Origin of the sequence: Amycolatopsis kentuckyensis (genome assembly GCF_002155975.1) — a bacterium.
GTDB classification, from domain to species: Bacteria; Actinomycetota; Actinomycetes; order Mycobacteriales; family Pseudonocardiaceae; genus Amycolatopsis; species Amycolatopsis kentuckyensis.
In genome coordinates this window covers 1-20,351 of sequence record NZ_MUMI01000441.1, presented here as the reverse complement: position 1 = coordinate 20,351, position 20,351 = coordinate 1, and the positions used below count along the sequence as shown (strand labels likewise).

Here is a 20,351-nt window from a genome sequence, read left to right as displayed (position 1 = left end):
GCCCTGCGGCGGCGGGCGGAGGCGGACCTGGACCCGTCCTGACCAGGCACGAACGACCCGAACGCTCCGCGAACGCCGGCGGCCTACGTTCCCTTCCGGAGCCGAAATCCGAGAGGGGCCACTCATGACCACCACCGCCTTGCCGCACGAGGAACTGGCCGCCACGCTGCGCGGCGACCTCGTCACGCCCGCCGACGCCGGCTACGACGAAGCCAGAGCCGTCTACAACGCCATGATCGACAAGCACCCGGCGGCCATCGCCTACTGCCGGGACGCGGCCGACGTCGTCGCCTGCGTCCGCTACGGCCGGGCCCAGGGCCTGGACATCGCCGCACGCGGCGGCGGCCACAACGCGGGCGGCTTGGGCGTCGCCGACGGTGCGCTGGTGATCGACCTGTCCCGGCTGCGCAGCACCACAGTGGACCCGGTGCACCACACCGTCCGCGCCGACGCGGGCTGCACCTGGGGCGACGTCGACCACGCCACGGTGGCATTCGGAATGGCCACCCCGTCGGGCATCGTCGCGTCCACCGGCGTCGCGGGCCTGACCCTGGGAGGCGGCATCGGCTACCTGGCCCGCCGCTTCGGCCTGACGGTCGACAACCTGCTCGGAGCGGACGTCGTCCTCGCCGACGGCACCTTCGTCCACGCATCGGAGTCCGAGCACCCGGACCTGTTCTGGGCCCTCCGAGGCGGCGGCGGCAACTTCGGCGTGGTCACGTCGTTCACGTTCCGCTGCCACGACATCGGCGAGCACGGCGTGGTCATCGGCGGCCCGGTGCTGTACGACCTGGCCGACACCCCGGAGGTGCTGCGCTGGTACCGCGAGCTGCTGCCCTCGCTGCCGGAGGAGCTGAACGGCTGGTTCGGTTTGCTGACGATCCCGCCGGCACCCTCGTTCCCGGAAGAGCTGTGGGGCCGCAAGGCGTGCGGAATCGTCTGGTGCTACACGGGCTCCCACGACAAGGCGGACGAAGTCCTGGAACCGGTCCGCTCGTTCGGCAGGCCGTTGCTGGCCGGCCTGCAGAACATGCCGTACACGGCATTGCAGGGAGCGTTCGACGCACTGTATCCCGCCGGCCTCCAGTGGTACTGGCGAGCGGACGTGTTCCACGAGATCTCCGACGAGGCGATCGAAATCCACGTCAAGCACGGAGAGGGCCTGCCCAGCATGCACTCGTCGATGCACCTGTACCCGATCGACGGAGCGGCAAGCAGGGTGGCAGCGGACGCAACGGCCTTCCCCCACCGCAAGGGCGGCTGGTCAGGAGTGATCGTGGGCGTGGATCCATCACCGGAGAACGCAACGGCAATCTCCCAGTGGACGAAGGCCTATTGGGAGGAACTGCACCCGACATCGGCCGGAGGGGCGTACGTCAACTTCATGATGGAGGAGGGCCAGGACCGAGTCCGAGCCTCATACCATGGCAACTACGAGAGACTGGCCGCGGTGAAGAGGAAGTACGACCCGGAGAACACCTTCCACATCAACCAGAACATCCGCCCGAACTGACCGGAACCCACACCCCCCGCAACCCCGATCCGAAGCCGAAACACGGACGGCGGCACCTTGTCAAGGCACGCTTTCCCGCCTTGACAAGGTGCCGCCGTCCGTAGTCACAATGGCGGCTTCGGGGTGGCGGAACTCAGGACCGCAGCCCCCCGCGAACCCGCTGCCAATCGGTAACAGCGTCCAACCCGGAATCAATCTCTTCGGTAAGCAGAGCCGCCACAAGCGCGGCAACATCCGCCCCCAGCAACTCCCCCACCCGATCCACCAGCGACAAAGCCTCCCAAGGCGAACCGGCCAGCGCCCCGACCGGAACCCCGGCCTCCGGCGGCCGCAACCCTTCCTCAAGCCCGAACCGCCCAGCAGCCAGCAACGCAGCCACCACGAGATGCGGCTGGGCATCAGCCCCGGCGAACCGAAACTCCAGCCGGGGACTCGCCGCCGGCCCGGCCACCCGCACGGAAGCGGTCCGGTCGTCATGACCCCACCGAACCTCCCGCGGAGAGAACGGAGCGGTCCGCAGCCGGACATAGCTGTTCCAAGTCGGCGCCCACACGGCGGTCAACGCCCGCGCGTCGCGAAGCACACCGGCCAGGAACCCGCCCAGCAGATCAGCTTCCGAACCATCCACAGTGGACAAAGACAGATGCACGTGCCCGGAATTGCCCTGCCCGGGCGAAGGCGCGGCCAGGTAGTCGGCGGTGACACCGTGCCGAGCGGCGACCCGGCGCACGATCAGCTGCTGCAGAAGAACATCATCACAGGCGGCAAGAGCGTCCCGGTGCCGCAGAACGATCTCGAACTGCCCCGGATGGCACTCGGCCCGCGCCGACTCGACGCCGAGCCCGGCATCGTCCAACGCGGTCCGCAGCTCGCGCAGCAGCGGAACCAGCCGCTCGGTACCCCCGACCGCGTAGTCGACCCCGTGTGGCGTGAGCGGTCCACCAGCATCCCGGAACACGACCTCGTGCTCGATCCCGACCGACGGCACCAGCCCCAGCCCCTCCAGAGCCGCGAGCTGCGTGCGAAGCACCTCCCGCGGCGCCAGCTCCGCGGCCGCCCCGGAAGGCCACTCGGCGTCCCCGACGACCGCCCAGGTCCGCTCCCCCAGCGGAACGGCCGAAGCCGCGTCCGGCCGCACCCGGAGATCGCCGAACCCTTCGACATACCCGCCCAGCACACCCGACGCCGGCAGCGGATCCCGCGAGGGCGTCCACGCGAAGACGTAGCTGCAAAAGCCGTACCCGTCGTCGAGCACCGAACCGGCGAACGGCGCGGCGAGCTCCACCGCGGCGAACCGGGCGTGCGGATCGGGAACCAGCAGGAGCAGCCGGGCGCCCTCCTCGGCGAGCACCCCCCGCAGCACGGCCTCCCCCGCCACGGCCGCGGCGCGCCGCGCGGCGAGGGACCGCGGCCCGGCCGGCCGCGCGAAAGCCGTCACCACGCGCCACCGGGATCCGGGGCGTGCAGCGGATTCGGCACCCGCCCCCAGCGAACGTCGAACTCGTCGTCCCGCTCCACCTTGTCGAAGCCCTGCCCGGCGAAGTGCTCCCGGTTGAGCGTCACGCGCTCGACGTCCGGGGCGAACAGGCGGCAGGCGTCGAAGCGGACGGCCAGATCCGGGTTCTCGTCCCGGTAGCGGCCGACGATCTCCCGCACCGGCGCCCAGAACGCCGCCCGCGGCAGCCCCAGCTCGTCGAGCAGCACCTCGGCCCAGAACCGGAACTGACCGGAGAACACCGAGCTGAACAGCGACTGCGCCAGCAGGTGCGCGGGCCAGCGCAGCATGTCGGCGGCCGCCTCGGGCGGAAGCGACGCGTAGCTCGCCAGCTCCTCGTCGAGCAGATCGACGCCCTGGGCGAAGTCCTTGATCAGCACCCGCTGCGGCACCCCGGCGGCATCGACGACGAGAACGAGGTTCTGGCCGTGCGGGCAGAACCCGACGCCGTGCCGCAGCAGCCACTGCAGCAACGGCGTGAGCACCAGGTCGAAGAGACGCGTCAGCCACGCGGCAGCGTCCCCGCCGCCGATCAGGTGCGCCAGCACCGAGACCCCGTCGGGACCCCGGTAAGGCAGCGCGGCGAACGAAAGAGCTCGCTCGCCCTCCGCGAGCCGGATCGGCTCGCGCCACAGCGCGCCCAGGGTCTCGTGGAACCGGTACGGCAGCTCCTCGAGGTGCCCGAACAGCGGGTGCTGCACGGACACGCTCGCCACCTCCCCGAGCAGCCCGAACCGGTACTTGTCCGTCAGCAGCGGATCGGACGCGCTGATCCGCCGCAGCCACGTCGTCACCGACGGCCCGGCGAGCGTGGCCGCGGAGTTGAGCCCGCGGTAGACGAGCGTGTTCCGCACCGACACGGCGGTCTTGACGTCGTGCCGGCCGGGTGTGCTCACGTTCGCCAGCGTCCGGACCGTCTGGTGCGGCCGGTAGACGTCGGCGCTCTCCCCGAGGTCGATCACGACCCCGGTGGCGAGTTCGGCGGCGTAGAGCGTGCCGAGGATTTCGTCGGCCTGCCACGGGTGCACCGGCACCCAGACGTAGTCCCCGGGCGCCTTCGCGGCGAACTCGGCGCGCTGTTCGCCGAGTTCGGCGGCCAGCAGCGCGTCCCGGCTCAGCTCGTCGACGCAGCGGAACTCGGCGTGCTCCGGGTGGACGGCGAACCACCGCAACCGGACGTCCTCGCCCGCTTCGGGCGCGTACCGGGCCCGGTCGCGCGCGGAGAACCCGACGCGGCCCTTGTTGAGCACGAGCCGCGGGTGGCCGGTGAGGTGCCCGTCCGCGACGTCGTAGTCCATCGTGGACAGTGCGGCGGCGGTCGGCGCGCGGCGCAGGCGGGCGGCCTCGTTGGCGACCGTCGAGGTCAGCTCGGCGAGCACGTCGGCCAGCCGCAGTCCGCTCAGGCCCAGGACTTCGCGGGCGTCCACGACGAGCGTGCGCGGGTCGGTGGCCGGCTCACCGTTCCGGTGCGCGCTGCCGGGTTCGACCGTCCAGGCGTCGAACGCGCCCCGCCGGGCCCGGAACGTGTAAATGGCGCCGGGCAGTTCCAGCCGGTAGGCGTCGCCGTCGGCGACCGGCTCCAGCATGTGCTCGTAGGACAGTTCGCCGAGCATCTTGTGCGTGATCAGGGCGCCGGCCGCGCGCCAGGCGGCCGCCTCATCCAGGGTCACTTGTCCTCCAGGCCGAACGTGGTGAACGCGGTGCGGTCGGGCAGCTCGTGCACGGTCTTGCCGCACACGGCGTTGAGGATCACGGCCGCCCGCCAGGCGCCGAGACCGAGGTCGGGGGCGCCGGGCCCGTGGGTGTGCCGCTCGGCGTTCTGCACGAACAGCGAGCCGGGCACGTCGAGCGCGACGCGGTAGTCGGCGCCGACTTCGAGGCGGCCCTGCCGGTCGCGGCGGACGGCGTCGCCGAGCCCGGCCAGCAACGGCCCGGTCGGCGCCTCCGCGTACCCGGTGGCCGCGACGACGGCGGCGGTGCGCAGGGTGGCGCCGCGGCCCTGCTGCACGTGCCGGACGCCGAGTTCGATCGCACCGTCCACAGTGGATGCCCGGACGACTTCGACACCGGGGGTCAGCACGGCCCCCGGCGGGCCGGTGATGCTGCGGCGGTAGAGCTCGTCGTGGATCGCGCCGATCGTTTCGGTGTCGATGCCCTTGTAGAGCTGCCACTGGGCGGGCAGCAGCCGGTCGCGGACGGCTTCGGGCAGGCCGTGGAAGTACGCGGTGTAGTCCGGGGTGAACTGCTCGAGGCCGAGCTTCGAGTACTCCATCGGCGCGAACGCGGGCGTCCGGGCGAGCCAGCGCAGCCCGTCCACCGTGGCCCGGCTCCGCAGCAGGTCGAGCACGACTTCGGCGCCCGACTGCCCGGAGCCGACGACCGTGACGCTCTCGGCGGCGAGGAGTGCGTCGCGGTGCGTCAGGTAATCGGCCGAGTGCAGCGCCGGGACGCCGGGATCGGCGACGAGGTCGCGCAGCGGTTCCGGCACCGAGGGGACCGAGCCGACGCCGAGCACGACGTGGTCCGCGAGGACGGGCTCGGCGCCGGCGATCGTGAGCTCGAAGGCGTCGCCGGCCCAGCGGATGCCGGTCACTTCGTGCCCGAAGTGGCACGACGGCAGCCGCGTGGCGGCCCAGCGGCCGTAGTCGTCGTACTCGACGCGCGGCGGGTGGAACCGCTCGGCGAAGTAGAACGGCAGCAGGCGCCCGCGGTCGCGCAGGTAGTTGAGGAAGGAGAACGGGTTCGTCGGGTCGACGAGCGTGACGAGGTCGGCCAGGAACGGCACCTGCAGCGTCGCGCCCTCGACGAGCAGGCCGGGGTGCCAGCGGAACTCCGGGCGGGCGTCGAAGAAGACGGCGTCGAGGCCGTCGACCCCGGCGGCGAGGGCCGCGAGCGAGAGGTTGAACGGCCCGATCCCGACGCCGGCGAGGTGGTGGCGCCTCACGAAGCGACCGGGCTTTCCCGGCCGGCGCCGAGCTCGGCACCCGCGGTGGCGACGATCCGGTCGAGCAGCGGGAGGTAGTCGCCGGCGGTGGCGTGCGGGTGCAGCAGCGTCAGCTTGAGCCACAGCTGGTTCGCCCCGCCGGGCCCGGTCGGCAGCGCGGCCCGGCCGATTACGGCGGTACCGGCTTCGAGCAGCGCCCGGCGGACGCGCGCGACGAGCTCGTCACCGCCGGCCTCGTCGGCGAGGACCGGCCGCAGGACCACTGTGGACAGTTCGGGCGGGCCCCAGAGCCGCAGGCCGGGGTGGTCCTCGACGCGCCGGGCCACCTCGGTGGCGAGGCCGCAGCAGTGTTCGACGAGGGCGCCGAGGCCGTCGGTGCCGAGCGCGTGCACGGTGACGGCCATCCGGAAGGCGTCCGGCCGCCGCGACGTCCGGATCGAGCGGCCGAGCAGGTCCGGCAGGCCGGCCTCGGTGTCGTCGTCGGCGTTGAGGTACTCGGCGCGGACGGTGAGCGCGCCGAGATCGGCGGCCTCCCGGGCGGCGAACAGCCCGGCGGCGACCGGTTGCCACCCGAACTTGTGCAGGTCGAGGGCCACGGAGTCGGCGAGTTCGAGCCCGTCGAGTTTGGGCTTGAGCGTTTCACTGCACAGCGCCATGCCGCCGTAGGCCGCGTCGACGTGCAGCCGGGCGTTGTGCCGGCGGCAGATCCCGGCGATTTCGGGCAGCGGATCGAGGGTGCCGGTGTTGGTGGTCCCGGCGGTGGCGACGACGACGCAGCCGGGGGTGAGGACCCGGTCGAGCGCATCGGGGAGCAGGCGGTCGCCTTCGCACGGGACGACGATCGGGGCGGGCAGGCCGAGCAGCCAGGCGGCCCGGGCGACGCTGTGGTGGGCGTTGGCGCCGCAGACGCTTTGGAGGATGCCGTTTTCGCGGGCGAGGAGGAGGCCGAGGAGGTTGGATTCGGTGCCACCGGTGGTGACGACGGCGTCGGGGTTTTCCGCTTCGGGGTAACACAACCGGGCGATCCCGGTGGTGAACTCGCGTTCGAGCTCGCTGGCGACGGGGGCCTGGTCCCAGGAGTCCATGGAGGGGTTGAGCGAGCCGGCGACGACGTCGGCGGCCACGGAGACGGCGAGGGGCGGGCAGTGGAGGTGGGCGGCACAGGCGGGATCGGCGGGGTCCGCTGAGCCGGCGGCGAGCAGCCGGCTCAGCTGTTCGAGCGCGGCTTCGGCCCCGACTCCACGGCGCGGCAACGAGCCGCGACCGGACTCGGACGGCGAATCCTCACCCGAGGCTTCTCCGGCGACCTCGGGGCCACGCTCGGCCACCAGGGCCGCCGCCACCGCGGCCGGGCCGCCGGCCGGGACCGGGCCGCCGCGTTCCGCCACCCCGGCCGCCATTGCGTTCAGGGCCACCGGGATCAGCTCGCCGAGCCGCTCCGCGCCGCCGTGGCCCCCGGCCAGCCCGTCTGCCCGCATGTGACCGCCTTCCTTAGGGTTGCCTTGCCTACGCTGAGCAACAGTACGGCGACCGACGGCTGCCTGTCATCCGGCCCCGTCCAGCATGCTCGACCGGGTGGCGGCGACGCGTCGGCCATCGGGAGTAGGTTCACCGCGAGGAGGAGGTGATCAGCGTGCCCCGGTGGGACGTCCTGGCGGCGATCGGCGCCGGCGGCGCGCTCGGCAGCCTCGCCCGCTACGGCCTTTCGGTGGCGATCCCGCACGCCCGCGGCGAGTTCGCCGTCGCCACGCTGCTCACCAACGTGCTCGGCTGCCTGCTCATCGGCGTCCTGATGGCGATCCTGACCACCACCGCACGCCCCCACCACCTCCTCCGGCCGTTCCTCGGCGTCGGCGTCCTCGGCGGCTTCACGACGTTCTCCACGTTCGTGACCGACACCCTCGACGCGGCGACGACCGGCCGTCTCGTGGGATCCTTGGCGTACGTGGCCGCGTCGGTGGTGCTGTGCCTGACGGCGGTCGCGGCCGGTCTCGCGGCGACGCGCGCGGTGCGAAAGGGACACTGATGGAAGGACCTGCCACCCGCCTCACGATCTACCTCGGCGAAGACGACCACTGGCACCACAAGCCGCTCTACCACGAGATCGTCCGCCGGGCGCGCGACGCGGGTCTCGCGGGCGCTTCGGTGCTTCGCGGCGTCGAGGGCTACGGCGCGTCGTCGCTGATCCACACGACGCGGATCCTGTCGCTGTCGGAGGACCTGCCCGTGGTGATCGTGATCATCGACGAAGAGGCGAAGCTGCGCGCCTTCCTGCCCCAGCTGGGCGAGCTGATCGGCGAAGGCCTGGTGACGCTCGACCAGGTCGAGGTGGTCCGCCACGTGGGGCGGACGGAGTGACGCTGGTCCTGGTGGCCCTCGGCGGAGCGGCGGGCTCGATCCTGCGCTACCTGACCGACCGCCGCGTGCAGCAGTGGCGCGACTCGCCGTTCCCGTTCGGAACGCTGACGGTGAACATCGCGGGCTCGTTCATCCTGGGCTTCCTGAGCGGCTGGCTCCTGCACGGCGCGGAGCCGTCATCGGTCCGCGCATTGGTGGCGGTGGGCTTCTGCGGCGGCCTGACGACGTTCTCGACGTTCGGCTACGAGACGGTCCGGCTGTTCCTGGAGAAGACGCGGTTGTACGCGGTGCTGAACGTGGTGGTGACGGTGGTCGCGGGACTGGCCTCGGGCGCCCTCGGCCTGCTGCTGGCCACCGTCACCTTCACGTGAAGCGTCAGCGCGGCGCCAGTCCGCGCACCTGCTCGAACGGGTCCTCCCCGGTCGGCAGCAGGGCGATGATCGGCGTCGTCAGCCCGTTGTCCACATAGGCCTGGACCTGCTCGCGGCACGACTCCACGCTGCCGTGGATCACCAGCTCGTCCACGACCGCATCCGGGATCACCTGGTTCGCCTTCTGCCGGTCCCCGGCCGCCCAGGCCTCGTGCATCGGGGCCAGTGCCTCGCCGCGGCCCAGCCAGTCGTGGAACGCCGCGTACACCGGGACCGTCAGGTAGCTCGAGATCAGCATCCGGCCCAGGCCGCGGGCCGCCTCGGCGTCCTCTGTCGGGCAGACGAAGATCCGGGCCGCCAGCTCCACCTCCGGGCCCACGACCGAGCGCACCCGGGGCACGTCCGAAGCCGCCAGCCAGTTCGTGATCGCGCCGTCCGCTTCGCGCGCCGCGAGCCGCAGCATGCCCGGGCGGAGCGCCGCCAGCATGATCGACGGCGGTGGGTCGGCCGGGCGCTCCAACCGGAACTTCGAGACCGCGAACGTGTCGTACTTCTCGCTGACCTTCTCCCCCGCCAGCGCCGAACGCAGGAAGCGCAACGTGTCGCGAGAGCGGGCAAAGGGTTCCGAGAAGTCGGCCGCGTTCCAGCCCGAGACGATCACCGGGGACGACGCGCCGATACCGAGGACGAACCGGCCGGGCGCCAGCTCCGCCACCGTCGCCGCCTGCATCGCGAGCAGGCCGGGGCCGCGCGTGTACACCGGCACGATCGCCGTGCCCAGCCGCAGCTGCGGGGCCCACTGCGAGGCCAGGACCAGCGGCGTGAACGCGTCGGTGCCCGCCGTCTCGGCCGTCCACGCGTCGGTGTAGCCCAGGTCCGGCAGCTGCTCGACCAGTTCGCGGTGCGCCGTCAGCGGCACCCCGGTCAGCGGAATCGTCAGGCCCCAGCGGCTCATGCAGTCTCCTTCTCGACGGCGGACAGCTCGCGCAGCAGCCAATCGACCTGCGTGCGCATCAGGTTCTCCGCGACCTCTTCGGCCTGCGGCGTCATGTGGGTCGCGCCCGCCAGCGGCAGGAAGACGTGCGGCCGGCCCTTCGCCAGCAACGCCGACGACAACCGCAGGGCGTGCGCGACGAACACGTTGTCGTCGGCCAGCCCGTGCACGATCAGCAGCGCCCGGCTCAGCTCGCCGGCGCTCTCGATCAGCGAGTTGTGCGCGTAGCTCTCCGGTTCGTCCTGGGGCTTCCCGAGGTACCGCTCCGTGTAGTGCGTGTCGTACAGCGACCAGTCGGTCACCGGCGCGCCCGCGATCGCCGCGTGGAAGACGTCCGGACGGCGCAGCACCGCCAGCGCCGACAGGTACCCGCCGTAGGACCAGCCGCGGATCGCCACCCGCTCCAGGTCCAGCTCGGGACGGGACGCGGCCGCCGCCTGCAGCGCGTCCACCTGGTCCTGCAAGGTGACGTCGGCGAGGCGCCCGTGGATTTCGCGCTCCCACACCGCGCCGCGGCCGTCGGCGACGAGCACCGCGAAGCCCTGGTCGGCCAGCCACTGCGAAGTCAGGAACGCGTTGCGGCTCTGCAGGACGCGCTGCGCGTGCGGGCCGCCGTACGGGTCGAGCAGCACCGGCAGCCTGCCCTCGCTCGGCTCGTACCCGCGCGGCAGCAGCAGCGCCGCGCGCAGGTTCCGCTCGCCCAGCGTCAGCCAGGTCAGGTTCGGCACGATGTCCGGGTCCACAGTGGACGACTCGATCGTCGCCACCGGGGCGCCGTCCCGCAGCACCGAAACGCGCGGGCCGCTGTGCTCCAGGCTCCACGACGACAGCACGGTGACCGCGGCGGACCCGGCGCCGACGTGCACGCCGTCCACAGTGGACAGGCGACGCACCGACGAGCCCTCGGTCCGGAAGACGTGGACCTGGGTCGGGTCGTCCTCGGACGCGCTGAACAGGATTTCGTCGCCGATGTCGAGCACGGCCCGCAGCTGCAGCCCGGCCGGGGTGACGGGCTCGCCGCCGACGAACAGCCGGTGGTCGCCGTCGACCATGCCCTCGGTGACCAGGCGGCCGTCGGGCGTCCACGCCGGAACGCCGCCGACGATGTCGATCCAGTGCTGGTCGGTCGCGGTGTGCATGACCGACGTCGAGCCGTCGGTGACGTCCACCGCGAGGACGTCCATCCGCTTCTGGTCCCGCGGCTGCACGGCCAGGAGCGGCGCGCCGCCGGCCGACCAGTGCACCGAGGCGAGGTACTCCCACTCCCCCGGCGCGACGTCGACGCGCGAGCCGTCCAGGCCGAGCACCGCCAGGGAGACGAGGGCGTTCATGGTGCCCGCGGCCGGGTACGCGACGACGTTGGCCGGGTGCTGCGGGTTGGCCGGGTCGGCGATGGTCCAGCGCGGGACCGGGCCGCGGTCGGAGCGCTCGGCCAGGATGCTGCGGCCGTCGGGGGCCCACCAGTAGCCGCGGGTGCGGTCCATCTCCTCGGCCGCGATGAATTCGGCGAGGCCCCAGGCTATGTCCTCGCCCTCCTCCTCGACCAGCACGCGGTCGTCGCCGGTGGCCAGCTCCAGCACGTGCAGCCGCCGGTTCTGGACGTAGGCGACGTGCGTGCCGGCCGGGCTGGGCCGCGGGTCGATCACCGAACCGTCGACGCGCAGCTGCACCTCGCCCGAAGCGAGGTCCAGGGTGTAGAGCTTGCCCGAGAGGGAGAACACCGCGACGGTGAAGGCCGCGTCGACGCCGTAGTGGACGACGCCGCCGCCGGTCTCGCGGGCCCGTTCGCGCCGCGCCCGCTCCTCGGCGGGCAGCTCCTCTTCGCCGGGGAGCAGCTCGGCGGCGTCGACGAGCTTGGTCTCGGTGCCGGTCGCCAGGTCGGCCGACCAGAGGCTGTGCCGGGGGTCGGTGCCCGACTCCGCGCGCAGGAACAGCACGCGGGAGCCGTCCGGGGCGACCCGGAACTCCTTCGGCGCGCCGAGGGTGAAGCGCTGGGTCCGGGCCTGTTTGCGGAGGAACGGGAGGTCGTCGACATCGGTCACGCCCGCACTCTTCCAGACGGTCACGAGGGGGCGCCAACACCCTTCAGCTTGGCCAGCTCCGCGTCGACGTCGTAGTCCGGCGCTGGGAACTCCGGCTTCAGCTCGGCGAGGGTCTCGATGAGCAGCTCGGCGACGGCCCAGTTGCGGTACCACTTGTGGTCGGCCGGCACCGCGTACCAGCCCGGTGTCTTCTCGAAGATGTCGGCGTAGGCCTTCTCGTAGGCGGGCCAGTGCGACCGCGCCTCCAGGTCGCCCGGGTTGTACTTCCAGCGCTTCTCGGGCGTGACGAGCCGGGCTTTGAGCCGCTTGAGCTGTTCTTCCGGCGAGATGTGGAGGAACACCTTGACCACGGTGGTGCCCGCCTCGGCCAGTTCCGCTTCGAACGCGTTGATCTCGGCGTAGCGGCGGCGCCGTTCGGCCGCGGTCAGCAGCCCGGACACCCGCGGGACCAGGATGTCCTCGTAGTGCGAGCGGTCGAAGACGCCGATCTGGCCGGCCGCGGGCAGCTGCTTGCGGATTCGCCAGAGGTAGTGGTGCCGCCGTTCGGCCGCGGTGGGCTTCTTGAACCCCGCGTACCGGACGCCCATCGGGTTCACCAGGCCGAGCACGTGGGAGACGGTGCCGCCCTTGCCGGAGGTGTCCATGCCCTGCAGCACGAGCAGCACCCGGCGGGTGCCGCCGCCGACCCCCTCGGCGTAGAGCGCCTCCTGCAGCGCGGACAGCCGCGCCCCCGCGCTCTCGAGCTCGGCGTGGGCCTTGGCCTTCTTACCGGGGCCGACCGGGGTGGAGCCCGGGTCCGGCAGCTCACCGCCGACGCGCAGCGCGTCCCGGACCCGGTTCCCTGCGTCCTTCTTGGCCATCCCAGCAGGCTAACCGCTCAGGCGGCGGCTTTCTCGGCGAAGAGCTTCAGCAGGGCGCCGTGCCCGCCGTCACCCGAAACGCCTTCGCGAACCTTGGGACCGGTTTCGCCGTGCCGCTCGAAGTCCCGGTGCTCCAGTTCGACGCGGGTGCTGCGCGGCCCCTCTTCGACGAATCTGACCTCGATTTCGCTGGCGTACGCCGGGTCGGGGTTGATCTTCCAGTCGCCGTCGATGCGCCAGGACAGCACCACCCGGGCGGGCGGCTCCCAGACGAGCACCTCGCCCCACTGGCACTCGGCGCCGTCGACCGTGCGCTCGTACCACCGGCCGCCCGGCTTCGGCTCGAGGACGGCTTCGGCGAGCTCGCCCGCCCCGATGTGGTGCTGCCGCGGCCACCAGCTGTCGAAGGCCTCGGTGTAGGTCTTGAACGCGTGCTCCCGCGAGCAGGCCACGGTGACGCTCTTGCGGATCGGTTCCAGGGTGCTCATGACTGCTCCTCTTCGGTGGATTCCGCCAGTTCGGCGAAGGCCTTCAGCGCGTCCGACCACATCCCGTCGAGCCAGGCGCGTAGGGCGGCGATCCCGGCCGGTTCCAGCCGGTAGAGCCGCTTGGTGCCGACGGCCCGGTCGGTGACCAGGCCGGCCTCCTTGAGCACCTTCAGGTGCTGGGACACGGCCGGGCGGCTGATCGGCAGGTCCGCGGCCAGCTCGCCGACCGCCCGCGGCCCGTCCCGCAGCGCTTCGAAGATCGCGCGGCGCGAAGGGTCGGCCAGGGCGGCCAGCTGGTCGCTTCCGTAAGTCGCCACGAACCGTAAGTTACGACTTACCGATGCCGCCGTCAACCGGCACGCAGCGAATCGGGGGTGCGTGGCGGATATTGCGCAACGAACACCGGGTGAAAGCAACGAATCCCGGCTGAATTCTGCATGTTCTGCCTTTAACCTGAACGCATGACGACGTTCGCCGGCCGGGAGACCGCCGCCCCCACCGCCGCGAGCTTCATCGAGCTCGACGAGCGGTGGAGCACGCACAACTACCACCCGCTGCCCGTCGTGATCGCCGAAGCCTCCGGCGCCTCGGTGACCGACGTCGAGGGCAAGTCCTACCTCGACTTCCTCTCCGGGTACTCGGCCCTGAACTTCGGCCACCGCCACCCGGACCTGGTCGCCGCCGCCGTCGAGCAGCTCGGGCGCGTCACGCTGACCTCGCGCGCGTTCCACCACGACCAGCTGGGGCTGTTCTGCCGCGAGCTGGCCGAGCTGACCGGCACCGAGCTGGTGCTGCCGATGAACTCCGGCGCCGAGGCCGTCGAGTCCGCGGTCAAGATCGCCCGCAAGTGGGCGCACCGGGTCAAGGGCGTGCCGGACGGCACCGCCGAGATCATCGTCGCCGGCTCGAACTTCCACGGCCGCACCACGACGATCGTGTCGTTCTCCACCGACGAGACCGCGCGCGCCGACTTCGGCCCGTTCACCCCGGGCTTCGTCACGGTGAAGTACGGCGACGCGGCCGCGCTGCGCGACGCGATCACCCCGCGCACCGCCGCGGTCCTGCTGGAGCCGGTGCAGGGCGAGGCCGGCGTCATCGTGCCGCCGGAGGGCTACTTCGCCGACGTCCGGCAGGCCTGCGACGAGCACGGCGTGCTGCTGATCGCCGACGAGATCCAGTCCGGGCTGGCCCGCACCGGCACGGTGCTGGCGCTGGACCACGAAGGCGTCCGCGCGGACGTCTACACCCTGGGCAAGGCCCTCGGCGGCGGCATCCTGCCGGTGTCCGCGGTGGCCGGCCGCCGCGACGTCCTCGGCGTGCTGAAGCCGGGCGAGCACGGCTCGACCTTCGGCGGCAACCCGCTGGCCTGCGCGGTCGGGCGGGCGGTCGTCCGCCTGCTGAACACGGGCGAGTTCCAGCAGCGCGCCACGGAACTGGGTGCCCACCTGCACGCGCGGCTGAACGAGCTGATCGGGCAGGGCCTGTCGGAGGTCCGCGGCCGCGGTCTGTGGGCCGGCATCGACATCGCCCCCGGCGGCCCCGAAGGCCGGGCGGCGTCCGAGGCGCTGGCCGCCCGCGGTGTCCTGTGCAAGGAGACGCACGAGCGCACCCTGCGCGTGGCCCCGCCGCTGGTGATCACCCGCGAGGAACTGGACCGCGGCATCGACGCGATCGCCGAGGTCATCCGCCCCTAAACCCCCCGGACGCCGCCGGGTGAGCCTCCCGCCCCGGCGGCGTCCGGGAGCACAACGTCCGGCGCTCGATCGAGTGACCGGCCCGGCTCCGCCCCGCCGAGGAGCGCGCAGGCCCGACCGCGGCTGCCAGGCGCCCTCACCCCCAACGGCGCACCGGTCGCGTGCGGTCGCGACCACCAGACCGGCGAGCGCCCACCGCCGCACCGACCGGCGGACCACCCGCCCGGCGGCGTCCGGGAGCACAACACCCCGCGCCCGATCCAGGGACCGGCCCGGCTCCGCCCCGCCGAGGAATGCGCAGGCCCCAACCGCGGCTGCCAGGCGCCCTCACCCCGAACGGCTGACCGGCGCGACCGACCTGCAGAACGCCCACCCCCGCGGCATCCGGGAGCACAACGTCCCCTTCGGACGTTGTGCCCGGTATGGGATCAGGGGAATGGGCAGAACGGCCGCTGGTCGGCACCGACAGCGTGACGCCGGCCGAGCTGTACGAACAGGGGAAGCGGCTCCGGGAGAAGACCCCCGCCGCGGTGCACGACCACGCGGCGGCCGCGAAAGACCGGCCGAGCGCAACACAGTACTTCGAGGCCACCAGCGCCGGTCGGCTTCCGGAGCTCGCCGAACTGCGGCGGGAGCGGATGCGCGCCTCGCCGTTCACGTTCTTCCGCGGTGCGGCCGGGCTGATGGGCGCCGACCTCGCCGGCACGCCGTCGTCCGGTGTCGCCGCGCAGCTCTGCGGGGACGCGCACGCTGCGAACTTCGGGCTCTACGGCACGCCCGAAGGCAAGATCGTGATGGACATCAACGACTTCGACGAGACCGTCCCCGGCCCGTGGGAGTGGGACCTCAAGCGGCTCGCCGCCAGCCTCGTGCTCGCCGGCCGCGAAGGCGGCATCGGCGAATCCGGGTGCCGCGAGGCCGCCGAAGACGCCGTGAAGTCCTACCGCCGGACCATCCGCGCGCTGGCCGAGCTGCCGTTCTTGCGGAGCTGGAACGCCCTCCCGGACTCCTCCGTGCTGTCCAAGGCGCGCGCCGACGAGCTGATCGACGACTTCGCCGACGCCGCCGAGAAGGCCCGGAAGAACGACCACGCGAAGGTCGCGGCCCGGTGGACCGAGCGCGTCGACGACCGCGAAACCGGCCTGGCCCGCCACCGGTTCGTCGCGGACCCGCCGGTGCTGACGCACGTCGACGCCGGGACCGCCGAGGCCGTCGCGGCCGGTCTGACGTCCTATGTGGACACCCTGCGCGAGTCGCGGCGCACGCTGATCGCGCGGTACCGGCTCGCCGACGTCGCCTTCCGGGTGGTCGGCACGGGCAGCGTGGGCCTGCGCAGCTACGTCGCGCTGCTGCACGGTAACGACGACGAAGACCTGGTGCTGCAGGTGAAGCAGGCCCAGCGCCCGGCCCTGGCGCCGTACCTGCACCTGCCGCCGGCCGCGCACGAAGGGCAGCGCATCGTCGACGGCGCCCGGCTGGTGCAGGCGGAGACGGACATCCTGCTGGGCTGGACCACGATCGACGGCGTCCCGTTCATCGTCCGCCAGTTCCGCAACCTCAAGGGCGACATCGACCCGTCGGAGCTGGAGAAGGACCACCTCGACGACTACGGCAGGCTGGCCGGGGCCCTGCTCGCCCGCGCCCACACGCGGTCGCTGCACCCGAAGCTGCTCGCGGGGTACTTCGCCGACGAGTCGGAGCTGGACGAGGCGATGGGCGCGTACGCCGTGCGGTACGCCGACCAGACGGAGGCCGACCACGCCGCCTTTTCCCGTAGCTGACCGGACAGGAAGCCGGTCAGGCCTGGAGATCGACTTCCCGCCGTGCTAGATCTGCGCGATCAAGGGACGGCGAGGAGGCGGCGTGGCGGATCTCAAGCGGCGGTCGGTGCTCACGGGAGCGGTCGCGACGGCCCTGGCGGCCACGGCGGCACCCGCACTGGCGGCGCCCCCGCGGCGGGCGTTCCGGCTGGGCGTCAACTACACGCCGCCGACGCGCTGGTTCCACATGTGGGAGGACTGGCGCGAGGACGACCTGCGCCGCGACCTCGACGACATCGCCGCGCTCGGGCTCGACCACCTCCGGCTCATGCTGCTGTGGTCGGCCTTCCAGCCGGAACCCGCGCTGGTGAGCGGCGAGAAGCTCGACCGGCTGCACCGGTTCCTGGACCTCGCGGGCGCGGCCGGCCTGGACGTCGAGGTCACCGTGTTCAACGGCCACATCTCGGCCCGCTACTGGACGCCGAACTGGCTGCAGGCGAAACCGAAGCCGGTCAACTGGTTCACCGACCCGGCCGCCCTCGACGCGCAACGGGCGCTGTTGACGGCCCTCGCCGAGCGGATCGGGCGGCACCCGCGCTTCCTCGGCTTCGACCTGTCGAACGAGCCGTACTACTACTGGGACGACTTCGCCGGCCTGTTCGTCACCCAGGCCCAGGCCGACACCTGGGCCCGCACGCTGTGCGCCCACGCCGAGGCCGTGGCCCCCGGCAAGGAGCACACGGTCGGCTGCGACCGGGCACCGTGGGACAACGGCACGTACTTCACCCGGCGGGGCCTCGCGGACGCGGGCAACGTGGTGGCGATCCACCCGTGGACGTCGTTCTCCGGCACTCTCGAGACGGACCCACTCGGCGCGGTCGCGACCCACAACGCGGAACGGCTGATCCAGGTGGCCCAGGCGTACTCGACGGATCCGGCCCGCCGCGTCTGGATCCAGGAGGACGGCGCGGCACCGTCGATCCACTTCAGCGACGCGACCCGCCCGCAGTACGGCGAGTGGCTGTCCCGGTCGATCCGCAACGCGGCTTCCTGCGCCCACATCCTGGGCTTCACGTGGTGGTGCTCCCACGACGTGAACCCCGCGCTGGTCCCGAACCTGAACCCGCTGGAGTACGACCTGGGGCTGTACACGAACGACCGCAAGCTGAAACCCGCCGGTCAGGCGCTGAAGGCGCTGGTGGCCGAGTTCGACCGCACCCCACCGCAGCCGGCCCCGCGCACGACGGCGATCGTGCTCCCGGACCTCTTCCCGACCTGGGGCAACGACCGGTTCTTCAAGCTGGCGGCCGAGGGGAAGCGGGTGGCATTCGTGCTGCAGAGCCGCGCTTCCGACGCGAACCACCTGAAACAGCGGGGCATCACCGAACTCATCCGGCTGTGACCAGCTCGGCGACCTCCGCCGCACAGCCCCAGGCCAGGGTGATGCCCGCTCCCCCGTGCCCGTAGCAGTGCACCACGTCGCCCACCCGCTCGAGCCGGACCTCGCGGCGGAACGGGCGCAGGCCCACCCGTGACCGCAGCACCTCCGCGGCCGCGAGGCGTGGCTCCAGCTCCCGGCACCGGCGCAGGATGTCCGCCGTCACGGCCGGGTTCGGCTCGGTGTCCCCGCGGCCCGGCTCCTCCGTTCCGCCGCACACCACGTGCCCTCCGTGGGGGATCACGTACGTGATGCCCGGGCCCGTTCCGTCGACCACGAACTCCGGCAGGCCCGGGTCGGTCACGTGCACGACCTGGCCGCCCACCGGGACCATCGCCGGGTCGCCCGCCAGCGCGCCCGCGCCGAGGCCCGCGGCGTTGACGACGACGTCCGCGGCCAGGCCGGACAGCGACCGCAACGACCGGTACTCCACCCGCACGCCCAGCGCACCCACGCGGGCGAGCAGCCACTCCAGGTACACCGGCGTGTCGACCACCGCCGTCGTGAAGTCCACGCGGTCGCCGTCGCGGGTCGCGGCCTCCACCGCCGGGAGCCACCGCGGGTCCGGCTCGCCCGCCGCCAGCAGGACGCGGCCGCGGCGGAACCGGACGCCCGGCGCGTCCTGCCCGCGGAACACCGCGAGGCTCGCCGCGGTCCACCGCACGATCCGCTCGTCCGCACCGCGGCCCGGCGGGTACACCACCCCGCCCGCGACGGCCGAGGTCGACTCCGCCGGCGGGGCCGCCGCGACGACCGTCACGTCGTGTCCCGCCTCCGCCAGCCGGTACGCGCTGCTCAGCCCGACGATCCCGGCCCCGGCGACTGTCACCCGCATCCCCGCATCGTGACGCACCCGCGGCCCCGGCGTCGTCCCGGGGGCCCGGCTACCCTCGCCCGGGTGAGGACGACCGCCGCCGTGTGCGGCCTGCTCGCGCTGCTGCTGGGCCTGCCGTTCGCCGGCGGGACGACGCCCGGTGCGGTCGACGCCGCCGCCGCGGCGGCCGTCGCGCACCTGAGCCCCGGCGTGGTGCGGGCGCTGGTCCTCCCGACCGAGCCGTACGTGGTGCTCGCGCTCGGCCTGCTCGCGGTCTTCCTGTGCCTGCGCGCCGGACGGCGGCTGGAGGCCGGCTTCGCCCTGGCCACCCCGGTGCTGGCCATCCTGCTGACCGGCTGGCTGCTCAAACCGCTCTACGACCGGTGGAAGAACGGCACCCTGGTCTACCCGAGCGGCCACACGGTGAGCCTGGTGGCGGTGCTGACAGTGCTCGTCCTGGTCACCCGCCGGGCCGTCGTGGTGGTGCTGTCCGCGGTGGCGCTGCTCGCCGCGGCGGCCGGCCTGGTCGGCATGGGCTACCACTACCTGACCGACGTCGTCGGCGGGACGCTGTTCGCCGTCGCGGTCGTGCTGGTCAGCTGGCCGGCACGGCGTCCCGCGCCAGCGCCGTCAGCCGGCTGACCGCGCGCAGGTACTTCTTGCGGTAGCCGCCGTCGACCATCTCCCGGGTGAACAGCGACGGCAGCGGCTCGCCCGACACGACCAGCGGGATGGCCCGGTCGTAGAGGCGGTCGGCGAAGGCGACCAGGCGCAGCGCCACGTTCTGGTCCGGCGCCGGGTGGATGCCGCGCAGGTGCACGCGGGTGACGTCGTCCAGCAGCCGCCCGTAGCGCGACGGGTGCAGCTCCGCGAGGTGGGCGCACAGCGCGTCGAAGTCGTCCACAGTGGACCCCTCGTGCGCCGCGGCCGAAGCCGCCAGCTCCTCCGGCGAGACCGGCGGCGGCGCTTCCGGCAGGCCGCGGTGGCGGTAGTCCGGGCCGTCGACGCGGACCACGCCGAAGCGCGCCGACAGCGTCTGGATCTCGCGCAGGAAGTCCTCGGCGGCGAACCGGCCCTCGCCCAGCTTCTCCGGCAGGGTGTTCGACGTCGCCGCGATGAACACGCCCGCGTCCATCAGCTCCTGCAGCAGCCGGGTGACCAGCGTGGTGTCCCCCGGGTCGTCCAGCTCGAACTCGTCGATGGCCAGGATCCGGTGCGCCGACAGCCGCCGGACGGCCTCGGCGAAGCCCAGCGCACCCACCAGGTGGGTCAGCTCGACGAAGGTGCCGTACGCCTTCGGTGACGGCGCCGCGTGCCACGTCGAGGCGAGCAGGTGGGTCTTGCCGACGCCGAACCCGCCGTCGAGGTAGAGCCCCATCGGCCCGGACGGCTCCGGGGACCCGCCGAAGAGCTTGAACCGCTTCTTCTCCTTGCGCGCCCCGATCCGGTCGGCGAACGCCGAGCACGCCTCGACCGCGGCGGCCTGGCTGGGCTCGTCGGGATTCGGCAGGTACGTCCCGAACCGGACGGCATCGAAGCGCGGCGGCGGCACCAGCGCGCCGATCAGCTCGTCGGCGGAC

General features: G+C 72.8%; 19 protein-coding genes. 8 read left to right on the top strand and 11 right to left on the bottom strand.

The annotated features are described in order from the left end of the window. The first annotated feature begins 124 nt into the window (after window positions 1–124). Window positions 125–1,513 (top strand): FAD-binding oxidoreductase, encoded by a 1,389-nt coding sequence (locus tag CCN39_RS35850; RefSeq protein WP_086849652.1) that lies wholly within the window; start codon window positions 125–127, stop codon window positions 1,511–1,513. 133 nt (window positions 1,514–1,646) lie between these two features. On the opposite strand, the gene CCN39_RS35845 is transcribed toward CCN39_RS35850, so the two are convergent. The 4 genes from CCN39_RS35845 to CCN39_RS35830 are packed head-to-tail and all read right to left on the bottom strand — an operon-like array spanning window position 1,647 to window position 7,430. Beyond that, window positions 1,647–2,951, bottom strand: coding sequence for a type I glutamate--ammonia ligase (locus CCN39_RS35845; RefSeq protein ID WP_086849657.1), 1,305 nt, complete (start codon window positions 2,949–2,951; stop codon window positions 1,647–1,649). Continuing rightward, entirely contained in the window at window positions 2,948–4,678 is a 1,731-nt protein-coding gene (locus CCN39_RS35840) for an IucA/IucC family protein (protein WP_086849650.1), read from the bottom strand. Before CCN39_RS35840 ends, CCN39_RS35845 begins: the two co-directional genes overlap by 4 nt. Then, the gene (locus tag CCN39_RS35835; protein ID WP_086849648.1) at window positions 4,675–5,952 is read right to left on the bottom strand and encodes a lysine N(6)-hydroxylase/L-ornithine N(5)-oxygenase family protein; all 1,278 of its coding nucleotides are present in this window, start codon (window positions 5,950–5,952) and stop codon (window positions 4,675–4,677) included. Before CCN39_RS35835 ends, CCN39_RS35840 begins: the two co-directional genes overlap by 4 nt. Further along, complete coding sequence (locus CCN39_RS35830) at window positions 5,949–7,430, bottom strand: pyridoxal phosphate-dependent decarboxylase family protein (RefSeq protein ID WP_086849646.1); 1,482 nt, start codon at window positions 7,428–7,430, stop codon at window positions 5,949–5,951. The genes CCN39_RS35835 and CCN39_RS35830 overlap by 4 nt, the downstream gene beginning before the upstream one ends. A 146-nt stretch (window positions 7,431–7,576) precedes the next feature. Here CCN39_RS35830 and CCN39_RS35825 point away from each other — a divergent pair, with 146 nt between their 5' ends. The 3 genes from CCN39_RS35825 to crcB are packed head-to-tail and all read left to right on the top strand — an operon-like array spanning window position 7,577 to window position 8,681. Then, window positions 7,577–7,978 (top strand): fluoride efflux transporter FluC, encoded by a 402-nt coding sequence (locus CCN39_RS35825; RefSeq protein ID WP_086849645.1) that lies wholly within the window; start codon window positions 7,577–7,579, stop codon window positions 7,976–7,978. Further along, window positions 7,978–8,310, top strand: a complete 333-nt coding sequence (locus tag CCN39_RS35820; protein WP_086849643.1) for a DUF190 domain-containing protein — start codon at window positions 7,978–7,980, stop codon at window positions 8,308–8,310. Before CCN39_RS35825 ends, CCN39_RS35820 begins: the two co-directional genes overlap by 1 nt. Continuing rightward, window positions 8,307–8,681 carry a fluoride efflux transporter CrcB gene (gene crcB, locus CCN39_RS35815; protein ID WP_086849642.1) on the top strand — a complete coding sequence of 125 codons (375 nt, stop codon included), beginning with the start codon at window positions 8,307–8,309 and terminating at the stop codon, window positions 8,679–8,681. The genes CCN39_RS35820 and crcB overlap by 4 nt, the downstream gene beginning before the upstream one ends. Window positions 8,682–8,685: 4 nt before the next feature. Here the strand turns inward: crcB and CCN39_RS35810 are convergent, their stop codons facing one another. From CCN39_RS35810 to CCN39_RS35790, 5 genes are read right to left on the bottom strand one after another with little or no spacing between them, the layout of a single operon-like run. Beyond that, complete coding sequence (locus tag CCN39_RS35810; protein WP_086849640.1) at window positions 8,686–9,636, bottom strand: LLM class F420-dependent oxidoreductase; 951 nt, start codon at window positions 9,634–9,636, stop codon at window positions 8,686–8,688. Further along, window positions 9,633–11,717 (bottom strand): S9 family peptidase, encoded by a 2,085-nt coding sequence (locus CCN39_RS35805; protein WP_086849655.1) that lies wholly within the window; start codon window positions 11,715–11,717, stop codon window positions 9,633–9,635. Before CCN39_RS35805 ends, CCN39_RS35810 begins: the two co-directional genes overlap by 4 nt. Window positions 11,718–11,737: 20 nt before the next feature. After that, a complete protein-coding gene (locus CCN39_RS35800) occupies window positions 11,738–12,577 on the bottom strand; it encodes a PPK2 family polyphosphate kinase (RefSeq protein WP_086849638.1) in 840 nt (279 codons plus the stop codon). Between the two features lie 17 nt (window positions 12,578–12,594). Beyond that, window positions 12,595–13,065, bottom strand: coding sequence for an SRPBCC family protein (locus CCN39_RS35795; RefSeq protein WP_086849636.1), 471 nt, complete (start codon window positions 13,063–13,065; stop codon window positions 12,595–12,597). Next, window positions 13,062–13,382 carry an ArsR/SmtB family transcription factor gene (locus CCN39_RS35790; RefSeq protein WP_086849634.1) on the bottom strand — a complete coding sequence of 107 codons (321 nt, stop codon included), beginning with the start codon at window positions 13,380–13,382 and terminating at the stop codon, window positions 13,062–13,064. The genes CCN39_RS35795 and CCN39_RS35790 overlap by 4 nt, the downstream gene beginning before the upstream one ends. 144 nt (window positions 13,383–13,526) lie before the next feature. On the opposite strand from CCN39_RS35790, the gene rocD reads away from it, so the two are divergent. The 3 genes from rocD to CCN39_RS35775 all read left to right on the top strand — a co-directional run bounded on the left by rocD (window position 13,527) and on the right by CCN39_RS35775 (window position 17,921). Then, window positions 13,527–14,759 carry an ornithine--oxo-acid transaminase gene (rocD, locus tag CCN39_RS35785; RefSeq protein WP_086849632.1) on the top strand — a complete coding sequence of 411 codons (1,233 nt, stop codon included), beginning with the start codon at window positions 13,527–13,529 and terminating at the stop codon, window positions 14,757–14,759. A gap of 422 nt (window positions 14,760–15,181) precedes the next feature. Then, window positions 15,182–16,540: a DUF2252 domain-containing protein gene (locus CCN39_RS35780; protein ID WP_086849631.1), complete on the top strand. Its 1,359-nt coding sequence runs from the start codon at window positions 15,182–15,184 to the stop codon at window positions 16,538–16,540. A gap of 82 nt (window positions 16,541–16,622) precedes the next feature. Next, the gene (locus CCN39_RS35775) at window positions 16,623–17,921 is read left to right on the top strand and encodes a glycoside hydrolase 5 family protein (RefSeq protein ID WP_086849629.1); all 1,299 of its coding nucleotides are present in this window, start codon (window positions 16,623–16,625) and stop codon (window positions 17,919–17,921) included. On the opposite strand, the gene CCN39_RS35770 is transcribed toward CCN39_RS35775, so the two are convergent. Continuing rightward, the gene (locus CCN39_RS35770) at window positions 17,908–18,792 is read right to left on the bottom strand and encodes an FAD-dependent oxidoreductase (protein WP_086849627.1); all 885 of its coding nucleotides are present in this window, start codon (window positions 18,790–18,792) and stop codon (window positions 17,908–17,910) included. The two genes, CCN39_RS35775 and CCN39_RS35770, sit on opposite strands and share 14 nt — an antisense overlap. Before the next feature lie 63 nt (window positions 18,793–18,855). Here CCN39_RS35770 and CCN39_RS35765 point away from each other — a divergent pair, with 63 nt between their 5' ends. Continuing rightward, window positions 18,856–19,413, top strand: a complete 558-nt coding sequence (locus CCN39_RS35765; protein ID WP_086849625.1) for a phosphatase PAP2 family protein — start codon at window positions 18,856–18,858, stop codon at window positions 19,411–19,413. Here the strand turns inward: CCN39_RS35765 and zapE are convergent. Next, the coding region (gene zapE / locus CCN39_RS35760; RefSeq protein ID WP_143264274.1) for a cell division protein ZapE at window positions 19,367–20,351 on the bottom strand (985 nt) is incomplete at its 5' end. The genes CCN39_RS35765 and zapE overlap by 47 nt on opposite strands.